This is a genomic window from Actinoallomurus sp. NPDC050550, assembly GCF_040655075.1.
Classification (GTDB): Bacteria; Actinomycetota; Actinomycetes; order Streptosporangiales; family Streptosporangiaceae; genus Actinoallomurus.
In genome coordinates, this window is record NZ_JBFAJC010000002.1 from 249,226 (window position 1) to 267,842 (window position 18,617).

Here is an 18,617-nt window from a genome sequence, read left to right on the forward strand (position 1 = left end):
TCTACCGGACACGCCCTAAGGCTCTCGCCGGGCGGGCTCGTTGGACAGGTCCTGCAGCCCGCCCAGGTCGGCACGTCCGGCGTCCGCGCGGACGAATCGCATGCTGCCCAGCGGCATCGGGCCGGTCTCGGCGGCGGGTGACGGGGCGGGCAGCGGCCGTTCGTCCGAGGGAAGGATGTAGGGGCGGCGCAGCACTTCGTCGAGGATGAACACCGTCTCGGTCGCCTTGACCGCGGGGATGCTCGCCAGCCGATGGGTGACGAGATGGTGCACGGTGGCCACGTCGCGGACCCTGATCTGGATCATCGCGTCGTGCTGGCCGGTGGTGATCGCGCAGTACTCCACCTCGGGCATGAGCGCCAGCTGGCTCCGGAACTGCCGCCACATCTGCTGGCGGACGGTGACGAAGACCAGCGCGCAGACGCCCAGCCCGGCGCGGACCGGGTCGACCTGGGCGGTGAATCGGACGATCACGCCGTTCGCGCGCAGCGCCTCGAACCGGGTGTAGGCGTTCGCGCGGGAGATGCCCACCCGCTGCGCGAGAGCGGAGATCGAGATCCTGCCGTCCTGCCGCAGGACGTCCAGTATCCGCAGGTTGATGACGTCCAGGTCGGTGGGGATTCGTCCAGGCCGCCACTCTTCAGTCGACGGTCCGTCCGACGTTTCGTCCATTGAGGCAGGCTCCCGAAGCAGTTCATCTCGACTTTTGCGGCGGTCGTGGACAGCTTGGGCACGACACTGCACTATCACTACCTAATCGTCTAGATGCTACCGAATGTCGCATTTGCCCTGACCTAAATCATCGGAGGCTGTACATGCCGAGCCTGCGCTCCGCGCCCCGGCGGGCGATCCTGCCCGTCCTCGTGGCGTCCGCGATCAGCCTGACCGCATGCTCCGGCGGCGGCTCCTCCTCCTCGTCCTCCTCGGGGTCCGGAGGCAAGGCGCTGGTCCTCGACACGTCCTTCAACCTGAAGACCGCCGACCCCGGCCGGATGTACGAGCAGACCGGCCTGCTGGTCGACCGGGCGCTCTACGACACGCTGCTGACCTTCACCGGATCCGACGTCAGCAAGCCGGTGCCCGCGCTGGCCGAGTCGTACCAGGAGTCCAAGGACGGCAAGACGCTGACGCTCAAGCTGCGGCAGGGGGCGACGTTCTCCGACGGCAGCCCCGTCACCGCCGACGACGTGGTGTTCTCCCTGAACCGGGTCCGCGACCTCAAGGGCAACCCGTCGTTCCTGCTGGACGGCGTGACCGTGAAGAAGGTCGACGACACGACCATCGAGCTGCACTCGGCGCAGCCGAACCCGGCGCTGCCGTTCATCCTGCCCAACCCGGCGCTCGGCATCGTCAACTCCAAGGTCGTCAAGGCCCACGGCGGCACCGAGGGCGCCGACGACAAGGCGGAGTCGTTCCTCAACGGCCAGTCGGCGGGCTCCGGCCCGTACGTCCTGGATTCGTTCAACGCCAGCACGCAGGTCGTGCTCAAGGCCAACGCCAAGTACTGGGGCACGACCAAGCCGACGTACGGCAAGGTGGTGATCCGCAACGTCCAGGCGCCGACGCAGAAGCTGAACGTGCAGCGTGGCGACAGCCAGATCGCGCTGGACCTCTCGCCCGACCAGGCCCAGGGGATCGGCGGCGGGCTGCAGGTCGCCAAGGGAGCCTCGGCCAACGTGCTCTTCCTGCTGGCCAACCACAGCAGCGCCGTCAGCAAGGTCACGTCCAACCCGAAGTTCGTCGAGGCCGTCCGCAAGGGCGTCGACTACCAGGGGCTGCTCCAGCTCGCCGGCGAGGGCTCGGTCCAGGCGGCCGGGATCGTCCCGTCGATGATCAACGGCGCGCTGCCCGCCGGCCAGGCGACCGGGCGCGACGTGGCCGGCGCCAAGGCGGCGCTCGCCGCGAGCGGCGTCCCGAACCCGAAGGTCAAGCTGGAGTTCCCGAGCGACTTCACGCTGAACGGGCTGTCGTTCCAGCCGCTCGCCGAGCGCATCCAGGCGAACCTGAAGGAGGTCGGCATCACCGTCGACCTGGCTCCCGCGCCGATCGCGACCGCGCTGCAGAACTACCGCGACGGCAAGGAGGAGATGGGCCTGTGGTGGTGGAGCCCGGACTACCCGGACGCCAGCGACTACCTCGCCTTCCTGCCCGGCAAGCTCATCGGCCTGCGCGCGGGCTGGAAGAAGGGCGACGACTCCGCACTGGAAAGCGCCGGTGACAAGGCCGCGCGGACCATCGGTGACGCTCGCGCACAGCAGTACCAGCAGATCCAGACGCAGCTGAACCAGAATGGTCCGATCGTTCCGCTGTTCCAGCCGAGCCAGCACGTGGTCAGCGCCGCCTCGGTGACCGGCGTGGCGCTGAACCCGGTGTGGACCATCGACCTCGCGGCGCTCGGCAGCAATTGACTGCTCCCCCTCCTGAAGGAGGGGGAGTCCCATCGGTCTTACGGCCGATCCGGTTTACGCCGGGTGCCTCGCGGCGCGGGGTTCCTGTTTCAGCGCCGACTGCGGAAGGGAGGCCCCTTGCCGTCTTACACCAGCTCCACAGGCATCACCGGGGTTGTGCCCGGTTACGGCTTGACCAGCCGCAAGGATGTTCTTGGCCGCGTTGATGTCCCGGTCGTGCCGGGTGCGGCAGCCCGGACACGTCCAGTGCCGGGTGGAAAGACTCAGCTTGGCCAGCAGGTGCCCGCAGGCCGAGCACGTCTTGGACGAGGGGCACCAGCGGTCAATGACCACCAGCGTGCGTCCGCCGCGTTCGGCCTTGTATTCGAGCTACCGACGGAACTCCCCCCATCCTGCATCGGATATGACGCGCGCCAGCTTGTGGTTCTTGACCATGTTCTTGATCGCGAGGTCTTCGATCACGATGGTGTCGGCCCTGCGGATCAGGTTGGTGCTGGTGCGGTGCAGGAAGTCGGCGCGGGCGTTGCGGACCTTGCGGTGGGCGCGGGCGACTTTGGCCTTGGCTTTGCGGCGGTTCATGCTCCCGCGCTGGCAGCGGGCCATGCGACGCTGGTAGCGGGCGAGGTTGCGGGCCTTGCGCTCCAGGTGTCGGGGGTTGGCGATGTGTTCCCCGTCAGAGGTGACCGCGAAGTCCTTCACGCCCAGATCGATGCCGATGGCGTGCCCGGCCGTCTCCAGCGGGTCGGGGGCGTCGGTGTCGATGGCGAACGTCACGTACCAGCGGCCGTCCGGATCCCGGGAGATGACGACCATGGTCGGGTTGAGCGTGGCGGGATCGACGTCCTCAAAAGACCACACGAACTTCAGCGGCGTAGTCGTCTTGGCCATGTACAGCTCGCCGTTCTTCATGCGGAACGCCGAGCGGGTGTAATGCGCGGTCTGCCGGGAGTTGCGGGTCTTAAAACGCGGATATTTGGCGCGGCCTGCGAAGAAGTTCGCGAACGCCGCGTGCTGATGCCGCAGCGGCACGGAGGACACCTCAGACAAGAACGCCAGGTCCTCGGTCTTCTTCCACGCGGTCAGCGCCGCGTCGGTCTGCTTGTAGGAGGTCTTCTGGCCCCGCTGGTGATACGCCGCGTGACGTTCGGCGAGGGTCTTGTTCCACACCAGGCGCACACATCCGAACGTGCGGTTGAACACCGCCGCTTGTTCGGGGTCCGGGTAGGCCCGGCACTTGTACGCCGTCCGCATGCGCGCGACCTTACAGCTAGCGTACGTATACGTAAGGCGGTTCGTCGAATTGCGGTGAATTCCGTTTTTGGGCCATCCCGGCTGGGCCGGGCCGGTCCTGGCGAAGTCCGAATTCCTCCGCGGCCTGACGGCCGCGGCGTCCTTCGGAGGTTCAGGTGAAGCACCAGCTGATCCGCTTTCTGGCCCGGCGGCTGGCGGTCTCCGTACTGCTGGCCGTCGGGGTCACGCTGGTCACCTTCACCCTCACCAACCTGGTGCCGGGTGACCCGGCCGCGGCCAACCTGGGGCAGCAGGCCCTCGGCAACCCGGCGATCGTGAAGCAGTTCCGCGAGCAGCACGGCCTGGACAAGCCGCTGCCGGTCCAGTACGTCACGTACCTGCGGAAGCTCGCCCACGGCGATCTCGGCGAGTCACAGCAGAGCCACCGCCCGGTCGACGCGGACCTGTCGGAGTTCGTGCCCGCGACGTTCGAGCTGGCCGGTGCGGCGCTGCTGCTGTCGCTCGTGGTCGGCGTCGCGTTCGGGGTGATCGCGGCGCTGCGCCGGGACCGGATCGTCGACCAGTTCCTGCGGGTGTTCAGCCTCGCCGGGGTGTCGGTGCCGACGTTCTGGCTGGCGCTGCTCGCGTTCTACTTCGTCTTCTACCGGCTGCGGCTGGCCCCCGGCTCCGGCCGCATCGCCCCCACCATGACACCGCCACCGCACGTCACCGGCCTGTACACGGTGGACGCGGCCCTGGCCGGCCAGTGGGACGTGTTCGCCAGTGCCGTCGGCCACCTGGCCCTGCCCGCGCTGGTGCTCGCCGCGTACACGATCGGGCTGCTGACCCGGTTCACCCGCTCGGCGGTGCTGGAGGTGCTCGGCCAGGACTACGTACGGGCGGCGCGTGCCAAGGGGCTGCCCGGACACGTGGTGCTGTTGCGGTACGTGCTGCGTGCCGCGCTGGTCCCGATCATCACGGTGGCCGGCCTGGCATTCGGCAGCCTGCTGTCCGGCACGGTGCTGGTGGAGTCGATCTTCGCCTGGCCCGGCATCGGGCAGTACGCGTACAAGAGCGCGACCAATCTCGACCTGCCCGCGGTCATGGGTGTCGGCCTCGTGGTCGGCGCGATCTACGTCGTGGTCAACCTCATCGTCGACGTGCTGTACGGCGTGATCGACCCGAGAGTGAGGAGCACATGATCCGCCGTCTTCCGGAGGCGTGGCGGAGGCCCCTCGCCGTGACCGGCCTGATCGTCACCATCGCGTGGCTGATCGTCGTGGTCGCGGCGCCGTTGCTCGCGCCGTACGACCCGCTCGCGCAGAAGTTCCCCCGGCTGAGCCCGCCCGGCGGCTCGCACTGGTTCGGCACCGACGACCTCGGCCGGGATGTCTTCAGCCGGGTGCTGTACGGCGCGCGGCTGTCGATCCCGCTGACCCTGCTGCTGGTGGTGCTGTCGGTGGTCATCGGTGGCCTGCTGGGCGCCTGCGCCGGCTACTTCGGCCGGTGGGTGGACGAAACGATCATGCGGGTGGCGGACCTGGTGTTCGCGTTCCCGACGGTGATCCTGGCGATGGCCGTGGCCGCGTCGCTGGGCGCCAGCCTGCGCAACGCGGTGCTGGCGGTCCTCGTCGTCTCCTGGCCGGCGTACGCGCGCGTCACCCGCGGTCTGGTGCTCGGCATCCGGTCCCGCGAGTTCGTGCTCAGCGGGCGGCTGCTCGGCTTCTCCGTGTGGCGCTCGCTCCGCACCGACGTGCTGCCCAACGTGACCGGCCCGGTCCTCGTGCTCGCCACCCTCGACATCGGCACCCAGTTGCTGCTGCTGTCCGGCCTGTCGTTCCTCGGCCTCGGCGCCAAACCGCCCACCGCGGAGTGGGGGGCGATGGTGGCGTCGGCCACGCAGGTGTTCGACAAGTGGTGGGTCGGGGTCTTCCCCGGACTGGCCATCCTCACGGTGGTGCTGGCGTTCAACTTCCTCGGCGACACCATGCGCGACGCGCTCGACCCGCGGACCGCCAGGGCGATCAAGGAGCGGGCGTTGTGACGATCCTGGCCATCGACGAACTCACCGTCGAACTGGGCGGCCGACGCCTCATCCGTGGCATCGACCTCGCCCTGGAGGCGGGGAAGGTGCACGGACTGGCGGGAGAGAGCGGCTCGGGCAAGACCATGACCGGCCTGGCCGTCCTCGGCCTTCTGCCGCACGGCGCGCGCACCGGTGGGACCATCTCGCTCGGCGGCACCGACCTGCTGACGCTCGCGCCGAAGGAGATGAACAAGCGGCGCGGCAGCGAGATCGGCATGGTGTTCCAGGACCCGTCGACCAGCCTGCACCCCATGCTCTCCGTCGGACGTCAGCTCACCGACCCCATCCGCCATCACCTGGGACTGGGCCGGCGCCAGGCACGGGAACGGGCCGCGGAACTCCTCGGCAAGGTCCGCATCCCCGACCCGGAGGGCGCGCTCGACCGGTACCCGCACCAGTTCTCCGGCGGAATGCGGCAGCGCATCGCGATCGCCATCGCGCTCGCCTGCGATCCGCGGGTGCTGATCGCCGACGAGCCGACGACGGCCCTGGACGTCACCGTGCAGGCCGGCATCCTCCGGCTGCTGCGCGGCCTCTGCGACGACCTGGGCCTCGCGGTGCTGCTCATCACCCACGACCTCGGCGTCATGTCGTCGGTCGCCGACGTGATCAGCGTGATGCGGGACGGCCGCCTCGTCGAGACCGGGCCGCGTGCGCGGGTCATGCGCGAGCCGGCCGACCCGTACACCCGTGCCCTGCTGGACGCCCTGCCCGACCGGAGCACCCCATGACTCTTCTGTCCGTCGAGGACCTGGTCGTCGACCACCGCACCCCCGGCCGGCCGCCGGTCCGGGCCGTCGCAGGGGCGAGCCTCACCGTCGCCCCGGGCGAGGTCGTCGGCCTGGTCGGCGAGTCCGGCTGCGGAAAGTCGACGCTCGCCCGCGCGATCTGCGGGATCACCGCTCCCTCCGCCGGTTCGGTCGCCTTCGAGGGCCGCCCGGTACGCCCGCTCGGCCTGCGCCGCCGCGACCCGGAGCTGACCCGGATCCAGATGGTGTTCCAAGACCCGTACGCCTCGCTCAACCCGCGCCGCCGCGTGGGGAGGCAGATCGCCGACGGGATCAGCGACAAGGCGACACCGGGCGAGCTCCTGGAGCGGGTCGGCCTCGACGCGGACATGGCCGGCCGCTACCCGCATGAGTTCTCCGGCGGCCAGCGGCAGCGCATCGCCATCGCCCGTGCCCTCGCCGCGCGGCCGTCCCTGCTGATCGGGGACGAGCCCATCTCGGCGCTGGACGCCTCCGCACAGGCGCAGGTCGCGGGGCTGATGCGGTCCCTCGCCGTCGAATCCGGCGCCGGGCTGCTGTTCATCAGCCACGACCTGTCGGTGGTACGGCTCATCGCGGACCGGATCGCGGTGATGTACCTCGGCAAGATCGTGGAGACCGGCCGCACCGCCGAGGTGTGGGACGACCCGAAGCACCCCTACACCCGGGCGCTGCTGGCCGCGATCCCCGCGCCGGACGGCTCCGGCACGCTGCCCGCCGAGCTCCCCGGCGACGTGCCGAACCCCGCGGCGCCGCCCTCCGGCTGCCGGTTCCACCCACGCTGCCCGAGCGCGATGGACGTCTGCTCCGTCCGGGAACCGGTGCAACTGGGCGGGGTGGCCTGCTGGCTCTACGACACAGCGGGTTCGAACACAGAGGGTTCGGCCACAGCGGGCTCGGACACAGCCGGCTCGGCCGCCGAGTGAGCGGAGAACGCCTGGACCGGCTCCGTGCCCTGCTCACCGCGCACGGCGTCGACGTACTCGTCCTGCGGCCGTCGTCGAACCTGCGATACCTCACCGGGGCGACGCTCCACGGGTTCCTCGTCGTCACGCCGGACGGCCCGCCGGTCCACGTCGCCGACGCGTTCGGCGAGGCGGTCTCGCGCATCCCCGCCGGTGCGCGGGTGGCGGTCGATCCGCAGATGCCGGCCCACGAGTTGCTCGCCCTGCAGGAGGCGCTCGGCCCGGAGACGCCGATCGCCTCCGCCGTGCCCCTGCTCGCGCCGCTGCGGATGCGCAAGTCCGCCGAGGAGATCGAGCTGATGGAACGCGCGGCGATCGCGGCCGACCGGGCGCTGGTCGCGGCGCGCGACCTCACCTGGTCCGGCACGACCGAGCGCGAGATGGCGCGGCGGCTGCGGATCCTGCTGCTCGAGAGCGGGCACGAGGAGATCATGTCCGTGGCCGTCGCGGCGGGGGAGAACTCGGCCGATCCCCACCACCGGCCGTCCGACCGGGTGATCAACCCCGGTGACGCCGTCCGGGTGAACCTCGGCGGCCGGTACGGCGGTCACTGCTCCGACACCGCGCGGATGTTCGTGGTGGCCGAGCCGCCGGAGGACTTCGAGGCGATGTACTCCGTCGTGCTCGCCGCCCAGACCGCCGCCTGCGAGGCGGTGCGCCCCGGCGTCACGGCCGCCGAGATCGACGCGATCGCCCGCGCGGTCATCGTCGACAGCGGGTACGGCGCGTTCATCCTCCACCGCACCGGCCACGGCATCGGCCTCGACGAGTACGAGCCGCCCTACCTCACGCCCGAGGACGGAACCGCCCTCGACGCGGGCATGACCATGTCGATCGGGCCCGGCGTCTACCTGCCCGAACTGTACGGCGCGCGCATCGAGGACGTGGTCGTCTGCACCGACATCGGCGCCCGCCGGCTCAACCAGACGCCCCGCCTGCTCTCCGTGGTCGACCTCTAGGGGCGCGGGGACTCACCCCCGGATGCCCCCCGGATCTCCCCGGCCGCTCGACGAGCGGAGCGGCGCAGGGTCCCGGCCGGAGGGACGGCCGCCTGCTGCAGGATCTCCGGCACCCGCAGCGGCCGCCGGACTCGCGAGACCGCCGTCATCCCGTTCAGACGCCGAGCGCGCGGAGGCCGGCGGCGACGGCGGCCGCGACCACCAGGACGACGAGGAACGGGGCGCGCAGCAGCAGCGCGACGACTGCGGCGCCCATGCCGGCCAGGCGGGGACCGTCCAATTCCAGGGCGCGGCCGTGCGCGAGGGTCTGCACGGCGACCAGCGCGGTCAGCAGCGCGACGGGGACGAGCGCGGTGAACCGCCGCACCCGCTCGTCGTCCAGCACACGTTGCGGGGCGACCAGCCCGGTGAGCTTGAGCGCGTAGCAGCCCAGCCCGGTCGCCACCACGGCGATCCAGACGGCCATGATCTTCCTCCTTCTAGACTTCCGAGAGTTCCCGGCGCTCGCCGTCCTGACGGGACGGGGGCGTCCGGCGCCGTACGATCCCGGCCAGCGCGGCGACGGCGGCGAGCATGACCGGCACGCCCGGGGGCACCAGTGGCGTGGTCGCGACCGCGATCGCCATCGCGAGCAGCGCGACGACGCGCTCGGTGCCCCCGGAGGTCAGCCGCGGCCACAGCAGGGCGAGGAACGCCGCCGGGCCGACCACGTCGAGGCCGTACGTCTCCGGGTTGCCCAGCCGGGCCGCGCCGAGCGCGCCGAGCAGGGTGGCGAGGTTCCAGGTGGTGTAGATGCTGATCGCGGTGGCCCAGAACCCCGCGCGGGCCGACTGTGGGCCCGGCTGCGCGGTGGCCACGGCCGTCGTCTCGTCGATGACGACGTGGGCGGTCAGCAACCGGCGCCATCCGCGTACGTCGAGCGTCCGCGCGAGCCGCAGGCCGTACAGGGCGTTCCGGCCGCCGAGCAGGACCGCGCCGACGGCCCCCGCGATCAGGTTGCCGCCGCCGGCGACCACTCCGATCAGCGCGAACTGCGACGCCCCTGAGAACGCCACGAGGCTCAGGACGCAGGTCTGCGCCACCCCCAGCCCGGCCGCGACCGACGCGGCCCCGAACGCCAGCCCCGACAGGCCGACGGCCAGGCCGACCCCCAGCCCGTCACGAACGGCGGAGCGTATGTCCGAATCCATATCCGCAGGTTAGGAGGCCCGGAGTGTGGTGGTCTTGCATGAAATTGCGGGGTCCGTTCCGTGTTGCCGCGTCAACGTGGACTTCGACTGGTTCGGGTTGTTGTCGTAGACCCACGACGGGTGCTGCCGATGACGGCCTCCTTCGCGGCCCGGGCGAGGGTGGCCTGGGTGGTCGCGGGGAGTCCGATGCGGTTCCAGTGGAAGATCACGTGTAGTGCGATCACCGCGCGTAGGCCTCGCGTGAGTTCGCCGTTTTCGCGCAGGGTTCGGAGTGCTCTGCCGGTGTCCTCGAACGCGGTGAGCCAGTCGCCCGTGATGGTGTCCGTGCGGGCGGTGCCGAGGAGGAGGTGGCGGACGTTGCTGGTGAAGGATGCCCACACCTGGGGGGCTGGGCCGGATGGTTGGCCGGGCAGCCCGGCGCGCTGCTCGGCGACACGTGCCCATACGTCGCCTTGCTCGTTCCAGTCCAGTCCTGCGGTCCGCATGAGCGCGGTGCACAGTACGAGCGAGTGTTCCCGCCGGTCGGCGGGGTCGTTGTGGAGGAAGGTGAGGAGGTGGCGGCTGTCGTGGTGGAACAGGGCGTGCGCGGCGTTCATGCTGTCGGGGCCGCCGAAGGCGTGGATTTCGGGTTCGTAGATGTCGTCGGTCCAGGTGACTCCGGCGGTGAGGAGCGGGTGCAGTGGGTCGCTGCGGTCGTGGTCGTGTGTCTTCTCGGTGAGGAGGTAGCGGACGCGCCAGCGGTGTTTGCGGATGAACCACCAGGAGGTGATGAGGCCGTAGGCCTCGGCGGCGGGCAGGACCGGTGCGAGGTGGCTGATGGCGTGGCGTTCACGCTGGTGAGGGTCCGAGCCGACGTAGGTGATGTTGACCTGTTTCCAAGGCGTCTCTTGCACGGTGGGCCTTTCGGTCAGCAGAGCAGGAGGCAGGAGTCCCACGACGTCGCCGTTGTTCCAGCGGCGGCCAGGGCGGCGCCGGCCGAGCCGTCGAGGAATCCGGCGGGTTCGTCCGCTGCGGCGATGGCTTGGTGGCGCCGGCGCAGCAGCGGTGTGAGGGGTATGGGGGTGAGGGCGTCGGCGGCGATCCGGCGTCCGGTTGCCAGGAGCCCAGCGGTTCCGTGGCACAGGCTGCGGTCGATGAGACGGGCTGTCTGCGCGGGGTCGTTCACGCAGCCGGTGAACGCGGTTTCGGCCTTGCGCCGACGGGCGGTGTCGTCGAGGGCGCGGGCGGCGAGTTGCTGGGCGCGGGCGATGCCGGGGGTGCCGTAGCACCAGGACGGCCGTAGCGGGCCTGGCTGGCTCGGCTCGCTGCGGCGCAGATCGTCGAGCGTGATGATCTCCGGCCACCAGGCGTCGCCGCCGGTCCGTTGTTCCCAGGCGTCCAGCCACTGGCAGATGCATGTGATCGCCTCCGTGTGCCCGTCGACGGTGACGCCATCGGACAGCGCGAGGCCGAGAAGGGCGAGCGGGCCGGTGATGCCATGCGCGATCCCGTGGTTGCTGTGGCCTCCGATCGGCGGCGGATGCTCATGGTTGGGGCCGGTCGGGCACCACCAGCCGGGAAGCCCGCCGATGGGCTCGGTGAGCCGGACCACGTAGACCAGCACGTCCCTGAGCAGATCGAGGTCGCCGATGCGGCGCAGAGCGACGCCGAGTCCGGTCAGCCCGCGTATCAGGTCGAATTCGGCGTAGTGCGGCCGGCGGCGTTCGTCGATGCGGCGGTGGGCGGCCTCCAGCCGGTGGCGTGTCACCGTCGCGGTCCCGGCAGCGGCGACCGCCCGCGCCTTGGCGAGGCTCGGATGGTCGGATCCGGCGAGGACGAAGGCGAGGGCGGGAGCGCCGTAGTAGAGGCTGGCGCCTCCGGCGATGCTGACGCCGTCGTCGACGGCCTGCTCCAGCGCAGCATACGCCGCTTCCCACCGGCCGGTCTCCAGGTAGAGGAGGGCGATGCCGGCCGCCCCGTCGGCAAGGGATTGTCCCGCCGTCATGGGGTCTTCCGGGCGAGATCGGTGTGGGCGATGGCGCGGGCCAGACGCAGGCAGTGCCGTTCGGAGGCGGTGTCGACGCCGATCATGCGGGCGTGGTGCAGGTGCAGCAGATCCGCGAGCACCTGGTCGGTATCGAGGCCGTCGCGGTCGGCCAGGGATCGGTAGGTGACCAGCGCCCCGGACAGGCCGTCGTCGCCGTAGGAGGCACGGGCGAGGGCGAGTTGGGCGGGCTGAAGGCGTGGACCGCTGCGGCGGGGAACGTGTTCGACGAGCCAGCGCAGACCCGCGCCGGTGAAGGCCTCGGCGATGGCGATCATCCCCGCGGCCGTGGCGGCGTGCCGGTCGCCGGACAGCCGGCGGAGGGCGGCGCGGGAGTCGGCGGCGAACACTGCCTCGGCGGCGGCGAGGGTCGGCCCGGTCCCGTGCCGGGTCTCGGGCCGGTACGTGTTCAGGGTGTAGTCGGCCAGCAGGCCATCGTCGTGCAGACGCTCCGCCCACCGGGCGAGGCATTGGGCAGCGTCGGTGAACGTGGCAGTGCGCAGCGGGATTCGCAGCCGCAGGTGGGGGGCCGGGTCGGGGTAGCGCAGGAACCACCAGCCTGCGGGCAGGGCCTCATCGGACTGTCCGGCCAGGCAGGCGAGGATGTCGTCGGACCGCCCGTAGAGGCGGGCGTCCAGCCAGGGCGAATGTCCGGGCCGGTGGTGAAGGGTGCTGGCGGGCCGTACGGCGCGTGGGGGCCGACGTGGCTGGGTGTGGGTGAGGGTGAGCAGGAGCTCGGCGGGTCTGCCGCCGATCCAGCCGGATGGGCTTGGGGCCTCGGTGAGGACGGCGTGTCCTTGCCGGTCCAGGTGGCTGCGCAGCACCGCCAGGTGGGCGGGCTCGTCCAGGTCGAGGCGTAGCCGCACATCGTCGTCGCCGATGAGCACCTGGCGCGGTAGCCGGTGGCGTTCGCGGTGTCGCTGCCAGGCGTCCCGCCACTGCGGCCACGTCGCGGTGCGGGCGGGGAGCATGGCCTGGCCGATGTTCCAGCGGGCCGGGTGCAGGATGGAGCGGCCCCGGCGCAGCCGTGGCAGGAACGGCAGATCACGAGCATGCCCCCAGTCGACCCTGCTGCACGGAGCCGTCCATGCCGTCCAGATCTCGGTCAGGAACCAGACGAGCGGCTGTTGAACGGTCGACAGCACACAGTTGAGCAGCAGCGGCTCGACCGGTCGGCCGGTGGCGGAAGACATCAGCCACAGCCGCTGCCCGTCGCCGACGACCGCCAGGTCCTCCAGCGTCTGTTGCGGGTCGGGGCAGAAGCCGCCGGCAGGTAGGACGGGCAGCAGTTCGGGCGTGCGAGCGACGGTGGCCAAGCGGGTCTCCAACGGAGGACCGGACAGCTGCACCGTGTCCGCGCCGGGCAGGGCGGTCGGCAGGCTCGCGTAGACGCGGCGGAAACGCTCAAGTTCGGCAGGGGCGAGCAGGTGCAGGAACCGGGCGGCCGCGACGCCGGCGTGGCGGGCCCCGCTCACCACCGTCAGCGTGAACGCACCCCGATCCAGATCATGGATGGTTTCGGCGGCGAGGGTGAACCGCAGTTCGGTGTGCGGGATCGGCGGCCGGTCATCATCGCCGCGCAGCCGGCCGATCAGTTCGTCATCGAGCACTACCTCGGCGCAACCGTCCAGGGCGGAGCGCTGGGCGAGTTCGGCGAGCACACCGTCGCGGGCGGTGAACACCGCCGGGTCACACCGGCGGGATGCGCCCCGGTATCCGGCGGGGAATCCCAGGACGCGCAGGATCTCGCGCAGCGGCACGGCCGCGCCCGGCCCCCACCGGTCGATGAACGCGCGATGGTAGGCGGTCCAGCCGGGCAGGTGTGGTGCCAGCGCGACGAGCGCGGACGCGGCCTTCCGCGCCTCATCGACGACTGCCGGGGGCAGCGTCACCGAGCAGTCGACCCGCAGATCGACCGCGATCTGCTCGCCGGGGTCGGGCAGGTCGCGGTGGCGGGTGAGGTGCGTGGTCGGGGCGGGTTCGGTCATCGGCGGCCGGACCGCTGACAGCAGTACTCCGGCGTGCACGAGTTCGGCAAGTAGCTGCTCGGCCGCCGCCACGCTGACGGGCAGCTTCTCGGCCATCTTCGCGGCGAGCTCGGTGAACATGATCGGAGAGCCGGCGGTCTCCACCGCCACCCGGACCGGTCCGGTCAGATCGATCTCGACATCCCATATCCGGCCGCCCTCGGCACGGGAGCAGGGCAGCACCCAGACTTCGCCGCGCCGATGCCCCAGCGAGTTCCTGACTACCGCGACTGCGCGGAGCGTGGCCAAATCCTGCTCGGCCGAGGCCGTGTGCTCGGCGATGAACTCCTCGTCGGGGCGGGCGACGGCGTTATGCCCCTCGCCCCAGCGGACCGCCGCGCGGGGACCAAGCTCAACTGGTGCCACCCCGGCGAAGTAGCCGAACGGGGTCGCGCGGGTCGTCCACCTCAGCAGGTATCGGACTGTCGTCTCCATCAGACGTCGCAGCCTGCGCGTCTCCGGCAGCTCGTCGGCCAGGGCGCGGGTGATCTGGCCGGCCAGCTGCGGCGCGGCGGTCGTGACAGCCGTTGCGAAAGCCGGGAGCGCCCACACCTGGCGCAGCCATTCCAGCCACTCCTTGGGCTGGTCGGCGGTCAGATCGGGCCAGGCGGGCAGGGGCAGGTCGTGGGGGTAGGCGGCGGCCCTGATTAACGCGGCGTCGGCGACGCGGAACATTGTTCTCACCGTTCCAGGGGCGGTAGGGAAGAAGAGGTCGGGCCCGGCCCCGCGAGAGGCCGGGCCCGACGGGTGGCGAGGGTCAGCCCGAGCAGGCGTCCGAGCCGGTGTTGCCCGATCCGCAGCCGTCGTCAGTGCTGGTGGCGTAGCCGCTCGCGGAGGGCCCGGCATCGACCAGGCGCAGGTTCAGCTGGGGTTCCATCACAGGGTTCCTTTCTCGGGGGTGAAGGCGAGGACGATGCGGCTGTGCCGCTTGTCCAGGACCGCCCCGTCCGGCAGGTCGCCGTCGGGGGTCGCCGCGGGCAGGACGTGCAGCACCGGCGAAGGGCTGTCCGCGTCCACCCACGCGCGCATGTGCTCGACCATCCGCCCGGCCGCCGCGGCGGCTTCGGATCCGTGGGCGTATGCGCCGAGGTCGAATCTCCGGTCGGTCCAGCGCAGCGCCGACCGGTAGGAGAACGTGCCGCCGTGTACGGCCGCGGGGGTGCCGAACCGCCAGGCCGGTGCGACGACGCCGGAGGTGACGGCCTCCTCCTGCGCCGTCAGCACCACGAACTCGCTCACCTCGCGCGCGAGGTGGGTCGCCAGCCACAGGTCCAGGTCGGACAGGACGGTGCGGGGCGGCAGGCTCAGCCCGGCCCACGCCTCCTGCCGGGGCTGGGTGAGCAGGTCCGTGATAGCAGCGGCGTCGACCTGCTGCCCTTCATCCAGCCGAAGGTGGACGCCGTCGGCGATGTCGACGTACCGCATCTCGTGGGCTCCGGTGCCCTGCATGGACACGAACCCGCACTGGCGGTGGCTCACGCTGTCCAGCCGGTCTCCGGAGCGTCGCAGCGCCCACGATCGGCTCATTCCGAACGTCCGCAGCGGCACGACGAGGACGCCGTCGTCGGTGAGCTGGTCGCGCCATGCTGGCGGGATGTCCCACGCGCCGGCCGTGACGATGATCAGGTCGTAGCGGCGGCCCGACTCGATCGGTTGCTCGGCGTCCGCGCATACCACAGTGACGTCGTTGTAACCCGCTGCCGCCAGGCAGGTGGCCGCCCGATCGGTCACGTCGGGGTCGATGTCGACGGTCGTGACCGATCCGGCCGGGCCGACGAGCTCCCGCACGAGTGAGGCGTTGTAGCCGCCGCTGCCGATCTCCAGTACGTGACGGCCTTCCAGGCCGTTGAGTGCGTCCGCTGCCTGACCGAGCATCTCCGCGATCAGGAACGGCGCTGACACCGAGCTGATGTTCTCCTCACCGCGTCGCTTGATGATGACCGCGGTGTTCTCGTACGCCTCCTCCATCGGGAGACCCGGGGCGTACAGCTCGCGGGGAACGGCCCGCATCGCCGCCTCCACGTCGGGGCGCAGCTTGAGGCCCTTCGCCGCATGATCGGCGGCCAGCCGGTCGACCATCTCGTGACGGAGGCTCTCGCTGCCCATGGTGCCGACGCTCATGACGGTGTCCTCTCCCGATGTGTGTGGGATGCCGCAGCTCGGGCGGTCCCTGGGTTTCGCGCGGGCCGCCGAGAGGTCGCAACGCCCGAAGGCCTCTCTCGGCGGTCCGCCGTCCTGGTACCGCCGGGCCCGTTCCCTCTCACGGACCCGGCGGCGGTCCCGGCCGTCTCAGCTCGGTCGGGACGTCTTGTGGTGGGCGGCCGGGGAGCGTGTGAACACACCGGACCGTCGCTCGACCCGGCGGCCCGTCTGGCCCGTACGGCCCTCATTGAGCAGGCGCCGGAAGTCCCCGATTTGTCGTTGAGGCTCATATGGCTGCCGCCTGGATCTCCCGGCACCGTTGCAGCAGGCGCGCGGGGTCGGGCTCGTCGATGATCACAGAGGCCCTCGTGAACGTGGCGAAAGCGGTGTAGGCGCCTCGCCAGCGTGACCACATCACCGCCCAGCCTCGGCAGGCCGCTTGAACCGCGGCAAGATCCTGAGGACTCGGGTCCGGGGTGACCATGCGCCGTGCCGGCTTGGCTGGCTGGCCCACGAGACGGATTCCCCGAATCATCGCTCGGCCCCGGCGGGCTCGTCGAGGAGGAGCACGTTTATGATCCGGCGGGCCGCCTCGTCGACGTCGTTCGCTGGCACCATCGGCTCGTACTCCGGGGGCGCGTCGCCGGTCGGCCCGGACCACACCCAGTGCCACCAGATGCTGACCTGGTGCTCGCGGAGCACGAGTGGCTGCTTCATCCGAGTGTCACGGGGGTTCTGGACCTCGACGCTTCCGTCTCGGCCAACGGTGATGTTCAAGCCCTGCCGCATGAGCAGCGGCGCGATCTCGAGCACCAGATCTCTGACGGTCTCGACCGAGGGTGAAGGATTCGTGTCCTGTGCGCACCCCTGGGTGTTCGTCGGAGTATGCATCGCCGCCGCCTCTCACACTCTGTGGTTGGAGATGTGCCGGGAGCTTAAGAGCGTCCGGAGATCGGACTGAAGATGTTTGCCACTGTTTGCCAACTGCTCTTGACAGGCTGTGCGAGCGGGCGGACTATCGGCTGGATCGGCAAACAGGGGCAACTCGGCAGACGGGAGCACGGCCATGCACCTACGGTTCCTCGGTAAAGAATCCTCACAGGGCGACAGCCCTACCCTGTACGCCACCGACCGAGAGAGCTACGTCGTCCAGGGATACCTCGTCACCGATCCAGAAGTCCTCGCCAAGCTGCAGATACCGGAGAGTGAGACGTGCGTCGAGATCTACGCGCGGCTGCTGTCGCACCTCGCCAAGGACGGCTTGCGCGGGACAATCACGAGTTGGCGGCCACCGATCGTCCACGTCAAGGCCAACGGGGATCTGATCGTCCAAGGCAAACGGGTCACCGATGCCGACGCCCTGGCACAGATTGCCCTACCAGCCGGCGAGGACTGCGTGGAGGTGACCACGGCGGCCTTGAGGTCTCTCATGGAGGAGAACGATCATGGGGTTGATGACTCCTGAGCAGCGCAACGAACTACTCGACACCTTCGCGAAAGACGCCTTCCACCTCGAACTGCGGGACGACTACCGGACGGCCTACGAGGAGGGGCCGGTCGCGAAATGGCTCCGTGGAGAGCCCGATGACTTCGCGTGGATGACCCCGTGGCTGGACCGCATTCGGCGTACCACCCAGGTTGGCAAGACGTTCCGGAGAGTGCGGGTCATCACCGAGCCGCTCAGCGACTACATCCGGTGGGAGCACAGCGTCACCCACCTCAATGTCGGCGCCGGTGAGGACATCCGCTGGCTACCCCGCCACCTCGTCCCGGAATGGATCAGCTTCCCCGCCGATGGCAACGACTGGTGGCTGCTCGATGACCGTCTTGTCACGGTCGGACACTTCGACGGCGACATGCGCGTCCTGGGCTCCGAACTAGTCACGGACCCTGCCGTCGTCGCCGACTGCATCCGGATCCGCGACCAACTGTGGTCGCTGGCCATCCCCCACCGCGAGTACCGGCCTGCCTGAGCCGCAGTGTCCAATCAGGCCCAGCAGGCACGCGAGGCACTCGGCGCCCGCCTGCGTGACCTCCGCAAGGACGCCGGGCTCACCGGGCGCGCGCTCGCCAACCTGACTCACTGGCAGCTGTCCAAGGTAAGCCGGATCGAGCACGGGCGGCGAAACGCCAGCGAGGACGATATCCGTGCGTGGTGCCTGCACTGCGGCGTCGAGGACCAGATCCCGGACCTGATCGCGACGGCCCGGAACGTCGAGGCGATGTGGCTGGACTGGCGGCGCACGCTCCGCACCGGCACCCGAGTTCGTCAGCAGCAGTCCATCAACCTGTACGAGAAGACACACCTGTTCCGCGTCTACGCGCCGAGCGTCGTCTGGGGAGCGTTGCAGACCGCCGAATACGCTGCGGCGATGCTCCGCCAGGTCATCGACTTCTACGAGATCCCCGACGACGTCGACGCCGGCGTAGCCGCCCGGATGGAGCGCCAGCAGTACCTGTACAAGGGCGACCGTCGCTTCAACGTGCTCCTCGGCGAGCAGGCCCTGCTGACTAACGTGGGCGACTCAGAGGTGATGCGCGGCCAGATGGACCGGCTCCTTGCCGTGCAGACGCTACCGCGGCTTAGCCTCGGCATCATTCCCGCCAGCGCGCAGATGGACATCTGGCCGCAGAACTCGTTCGTCATGTTCGACGACCGGGTCATGGTCGAGACGTACTCGGCAGAGATTACGATCAACCAGCCTCGAGAGATCGCCCTGTACACCAAGGCGTTCAGCTGGCTACGGCGGTCCGCTGTCTACGGCCAGACCGCCCGCGACCTGATCGACGCGGCGCTCATCTCCTGGGGCTGAGCACACC

General features: G+C 70.4%; 18 protein-coding genes and 1 pseudogene. 9 read left to right on the top strand and 10 right to left on the bottom strand.

Annotated elements, in window-relative coordinates; translation table 11 throughout:
• Positions 1–15 precede the first annotated feature (15 nt).
• On the bottom strand, positions 16–672 hold the full coding sequence (locus tag AB0I04_RS03495) for an Lrp/AsnC family transcriptional regulator (RefSeq protein ID WP_360878264.1): 657 nt from the start codon (positions 670–672) through the stop codon (positions 16–18).
• A 143-nt stretch (positions 673–815) separates the two neighbouring features.
• Between AB0I04_RS03495 and AB0I04_RS03500 the strand changes: the two genes are divergently transcribed.
• On the top strand, positions 816–2,408 hold the full coding sequence (locus AB0I04_RS03500) for an ABC transporter substrate-binding protein (RefSeq protein ID WP_360878267.1): 1,593 nt from the start codon (positions 816–818) through the stop codon (positions 2,406–2,408).
• Between the two features lie 54 nt (positions 2,409–2,462).
• On the opposite strand, the pseudogene AB0I04_RS03505 reads toward AB0I04_RS03500, so the two are convergent.
• Positions 2,463–3,659, bottom strand: a pseudogene (locus AB0I04_RS03505) (RNA-guided endonuclease TnpB family protein).
• Positions 3,660–3,814: 155 nt separating this feature from the next.
• On the opposite strand from AB0I04_RS03505, the gene AB0I04_RS03510 reads away from it, so the two are divergent.
• Genes AB0I04_RS03510 through AB0I04_RS03530 form a run of 5 tightly spaced genes read left to right on the top strand, consistent with a single transcriptional unit; the run spans position 3,815 to position 8,415 of the window.
• On the top strand, positions 3,815–4,840 hold the full coding sequence (locus AB0I04_RS03510) for an ABC transporter permease (protein WP_360878270.1): 1,026 nt from the start codon (positions 3,815–3,817) through the stop codon (positions 4,838–4,840).
• Positions 4,837–5,682, top strand: a complete 846-nt coding sequence (locus AB0I04_RS03515; protein WP_360878273.1) for an ABC transporter permease — start codon at positions 4,837–4,839, stop codon at positions 5,680–5,682. The genes AB0I04_RS03510 and AB0I04_RS03515 overlap by 4 nt, the downstream gene beginning before the upstream one ends.
• Positions 5,679–6,455 (top strand): ABC transporter ATP-binding protein, encoded by a 777-nt coding sequence (locus AB0I04_RS03520; protein ID WP_360878276.1) that lies wholly within the window; start codon positions 5,679–5,681, stop codon positions 6,453–6,455. The genes AB0I04_RS03515 and AB0I04_RS03520 overlap by 4 nt, the downstream gene beginning before the upstream one ends.
• Positions 6,452–7,417, top strand: coding sequence for an ABC transporter ATP-binding protein (locus tag AB0I04_RS03525; RefSeq protein ID WP_360878279.1), 966 nt, complete (start codon positions 6,452–6,454; stop codon positions 7,415–7,417). Before AB0I04_RS03520 ends, AB0I04_RS03525 begins: the two co-directional genes overlap by 4 nt.
• On the top strand, positions 7,414–8,415 hold the full coding sequence (locus AB0I04_RS03530) for a Xaa-Pro peptidase family protein (RefSeq protein WP_360878282.1): 1,002 nt from the start codon (positions 7,414–7,416) through the stop codon (positions 8,413–8,415). Before AB0I04_RS03525 ends, AB0I04_RS03530 begins: the two co-directional genes overlap by 4 nt.
• Positions 8,416–8,569: 154 nt before the next feature.
• Here the strand turns inward: AB0I04_RS03530 and AB0I04_RS03535 are convergent, their stop codons facing one another.
• The 8 genes from AB0I04_RS03535 to AB0I04_RS03570 all read right to left on the bottom strand — a co-directional run bounded on the left by AB0I04_RS03535 (position 8,570) and on the right by AB0I04_RS03570 (position 16,688).
• The gene (locus AB0I04_RS03535; protein WP_360878285.1) at positions 8,570–8,881 is read right to left on the bottom strand and encodes an AzlD domain-containing protein; all 312 of its coding nucleotides are present in this window, start codon (positions 8,879–8,881) and stop codon (positions 8,570–8,572) included.
• Positions 8,882–8,894: 13 nt separating this feature from the next.
• Positions 8,895–9,605: an AzlC family ABC transporter permease gene (locus AB0I04_RS03540; protein WP_360878288.1), complete on the bottom strand. Its 711-nt coding sequence runs from the start codon at positions 9,603–9,605 to the stop codon at positions 8,895–8,897.
• 71 nt (positions 9,606–9,676) lie between these two features.
• Positions 9,677–10,498, bottom strand: a complete 822-nt coding sequence (locus AB0I04_RS03545; protein WP_360878291.1) for a thiopeptide-type bacteriocin biosynthesis protein — start codon at positions 10,496–10,498, stop codon at positions 9,677–9,679.
• Positions 10,499–10,512: 14 nt separating this feature from the next.
• Positions 10,513–11,589: a lanthionine synthetase C family protein gene (locus tag AB0I04_RS03550; RefSeq protein ID WP_360878294.1), complete on the bottom strand. Its 1,077-nt coding sequence runs from the start codon at positions 11,587–11,589 to the stop codon at positions 10,513–10,515.
• Positions 11,586–14,330, bottom strand: a complete 2,745-nt coding sequence (locus tag AB0I04_RS03555) for a lantibiotic dehydratase (RefSeq protein WP_360878297.1) — start codon at positions 14,328–14,330, stop codon at positions 11,586–11,588. Before AB0I04_RS03555 ends, AB0I04_RS03550 begins: the two co-directional genes overlap by 4 nt.
• An 82-nt stretch (positions 14,331–14,412) precedes the next feature.
• A complete protein-coding gene (fxlA, locus tag AB0I04_RS03560) occupies positions 14,413–14,532 on the bottom strand; it encodes an FxLD family lanthipeptide (RefSeq protein WP_360878300.1) in 120 nt (39 codons plus the stop codon).
• Positions 14,532–15,776, bottom strand: a complete 1,245-nt coding sequence (fxlM, locus tag AB0I04_RS03565; protein WP_360878302.1) for a methyltransferase, FxLD system — start codon at positions 15,774–15,776, stop codon at positions 14,532–14,534. The genes fxlA and fxlM overlap by 1 nt, the downstream gene beginning before the upstream one ends.
• 552 nt (positions 15,777–16,328) lie before the next feature.
• Positions 16,329–16,688 carry a hypothetical protein gene (locus AB0I04_RS03570; protein WP_360878305.1) on the bottom strand — a complete coding sequence of 120 codons (360 nt, stop codon included), beginning with the start codon at positions 16,686–16,688 and terminating at the stop codon, positions 16,329–16,331.
• A 175-nt stretch (positions 16,689–16,863) separates the two neighbouring features.
• Between AB0I04_RS03570 and AB0I04_RS03575 the strand changes: the two genes are divergently transcribed.
• Genes AB0I04_RS03575 through AB0I04_RS03585 form a run of 3 tightly spaced genes read left to right on the top strand, consistent with a single transcriptional unit; the run spans position 16,864 to position 18,610 of the window.
• The gene (locus AB0I04_RS03575; protein ID WP_360878308.1) at positions 16,864–17,262 is read left to right on the top strand and encodes a hypothetical protein; all 399 of its coding nucleotides are present in this window, start codon (positions 16,864–16,866) and stop codon (positions 17,260–17,262) included.
• On the top strand, positions 17,243–17,770 hold the full coding sequence (locus AB0I04_RS03580) for a DUF6879 family protein (RefSeq protein WP_360878311.1): 528 nt from the start codon (positions 17,243–17,245) through the stop codon (positions 17,768–17,770). The genes AB0I04_RS03575 and AB0I04_RS03580 overlap by 20 nt, the downstream gene beginning before the upstream one ends.
• 6 nt (positions 17,771–17,776) lie before the next feature.
• Positions 17,777–18,610, top strand: a complete 834-nt coding sequence (locus AB0I04_RS03585; protein WP_360878314.1) for a helix-turn-helix transcriptional regulator — start codon at positions 17,777–17,779, stop codon at positions 18,608–18,610.
• The last annotated feature ends 7 nt before the right edge of the window (positions 18,611–18,617 follow it).